This is a genomic window from Paenibacillus sp. Aloe-11 (assembly GCF_000245715.1).
Classification (GTDB): domain Bacteria; phylum Bacillota; class Bacilli; order Paenibacillales; family Paenibacillaceae; genus Paenibacillus; species Paenibacillus kribbensis.
Genome location: NZ_JH601075.1, coordinates 14,581 through 16,705, shown reverse-complemented (window position 1 = coordinate 16,705; position 2,125 = coordinate 14,581). Strand labels below are relative to the sequence as shown.

At 50.6% G+C, this 2,125-nt stretch carries 3 protein-coding genes and 1 riboswitch; all 3 genes read left to right on the top strand.

All coding sequences use genetic code 11. The features are described 5' to 3' along the window. Positions 1–203 precede the first annotated feature (203 nt). Positions 204–764 (top strand): manganese efflux pump MntP, encoded by a 561-nt coding sequence (locus tag WG8_RS23440; protein WP_007432760.1) that lies wholly within the window; start codon positions 204–206, stop codon positions 762–764. Positions 765–864: 100 nt separating this feature from the next. Next, complete coding sequence (locus WG8_RS23435; protein WP_007432759.1) at positions 865–1,449, top strand: low molecular weight protein arginine phosphatase; 585 nt, start codon at positions 865–867, stop codon at positions 1,447–1,449. 78 nt (positions 1,450–1,527) lie between these two features. Then, a riboswitch (ZMP/ZTP riboswitch) is annotated at positions 1,528–1,609 on the top strand. A gap of 209 nt (positions 1,610–1,818) precedes the next feature. Then, positions 1,819–2,125: DUF436 family protein (locus WG8_RS29125; protein ID WP_007432758.1), on the top strand; the 307-nt coding region annotated here is incomplete at its 3' end.

Sequence of the window (2,125 nt, the reverse complement as noted above, 5' to 3'; positions counted from 1 at the left end):
GGCGGGTCACCGAGTTGTTCGTCTTTAGCAAGACTCGCATTTTTGCTGGAGAACAAAAAGGGTTTCAGTCTAATCGTAACCGCTCTTAATAAAATTCTCATCTCTCCTCGTCCCGTACAGGCTCATCCGTAGTATGCTTGTACTGTTTTGCCCCTTGTCCGCATAACGTGTACAAGAAAGGACGGATAATGGAGGGATGGAGTATGCTGTCAGCCTCTGCCCATGTCGGGCAGGTTGTAACGATTCTGATCATGGCAGTAGCGCTGGGGATGGATGCGTTATCGCTGGGCGTAGGGATCGGCATGAAGGGGATACGCCTGCGGGATATGCTGCGCATCAGTACGGTTATTGGCTTTTTTCACATTCTGATGCCATTGCTGGGGATGTTCACAGGCCATTATATGAGTTCCTTACTGGGCTATGTGACGACCTATTTTGCAGGTGGGCTACTCATCCTTTTAGGCGGGCATATGGTATATAGTTCCTTCAAGGGGGACGGTGTACAAGTATTGGATCATCGTTCACCTTTGGGTCTTTTGTTGTTTGCACTTGGGGTAAGTGTCGACTCGTTTTCTGTAGGAGTTTCGCTGGGGATGTTCCAGAGTGATCTGGTGCTGAGTGTTCTGGCGTTTGGCTTTTGCGGAGGAGCGATGGCGATGCTGGGATTGCTGCTGGGTCGCAAGGTCAGCCGTAATCTAGGGGATTACGGAGAAGCCGTGGGCGGTGCTATTTTGCTGGCGTTTGGCTTTATGTTTATGTTTTGATTTTAGCGTGGAAAGTGTAAAATAATACAGGATGATAGTAAAGGCTTAGGATGATAGTGTCCTCTGTTTATATATTTTGAACATACGGGGGGTGAAAACGTTGAAGCATATCTTATTCGTATGCACAGGGAACACCTGTCGCAGTCCAATGGCTGAAGGAATGCTGCGCAAGCTGGCTGCTGAACACGGATTGGAGCTGGAGGTGCGCTCTGCGGGAGTGGCCGCGATGGAAGGCACACCGATATCTCGGCACGCAGAGGCGGTTCTACGGGACCAAGATATCTCGGATCGGATGACCTCGACCTCTTTGAGCGGCGGACTTGCCGAGTGGGCCCATCTGATTTTAACCTTGACGCAAGGTCATAAGCAGCATGTCATTCAGCGGTTTCCCCATGCGGCGGACAAAGTTTTTACGCTCAAGGAATATGTGGAAGATCGGGATGCGGTGCTGAATGATGTACAGGAATTAGATGGCTTATACGCTTCACAACAGTTGATGGCTTCACTCGGACAAGAGCTGTCGGCGCAGGAGCGTGAGCGAATGATTGAGCTGCACCAACGCATTCCGGGCTTTGATATTTCCGATCCATTCGGGGGTTCGCGGGAAGATTACGATGTCACAGCTGCGGAAATCCGCACGGCACTGCATAAGCTGCTCGACAAGTTAAAGGCTTCCTCCGAATAAAGTCGGTGTTGCTCATCTGATTTGTACGGAATCTGTTGATTTTCGGCGGTTAATCCGTTAAGATAAGGTGGAAAAATGAGAATCCGGTGTAACTGGCGACAACAGTGGGATTAACCACGATGGAGCATCGGATATACGGCCGGTCGCCTGGGCAAAAGAGCAATTCCACATTGGTGTGGACTGCTCTTTTTTCGTATATGAGCTATTCCGGATCTTCTGCTGCCTTCTTGTTCTTCCATTTTTTCTGCTCGAAATCCGAATCATCGGCTATAATATAGTCAGATTGTGATATCAGGAGAAAGTGTGTTGAACTTGAGGCATGAGACCATGCCTTGTCTCTGATGGACTGTTCAACCAAGGGAGGTTCCAATGGCAGGACAATTGGATCGTGAGATTTCACTTGAAGCACAGACCGCTTCTGTCGTGCGGGAACTCGCTGAAGCGGCCGGTCTGAAAGTTGGTCGCTTGCTGGTTGTTGGCGTAAGCACGAGTGAAGTGGCTGGAAGCCGGATTGGCACGGCTGGGGCGCTCGATGTGGCTCAGCAGTTGCTGGCTGGAGTAGAGTCCGTACGCCGGGCATATGGCTTTGACGTGGCGTTTCAATGCTGCGAGCATTTGAACCGTGCACTGGTCGTAGAGCGGGCTGTGCTGGAGCGGCTGGGATTCATGGAAGTTG

What these genes read in the sequence shown, in the direction of transcription:
- WG8_RS23440 (WP_007432760.1), top strand. Translation starts at nt 204, where the DNA reads ATGCTGTCAGCCTCTGCCCATGTCGGGCAGGTTGTAACGATTCTGATC.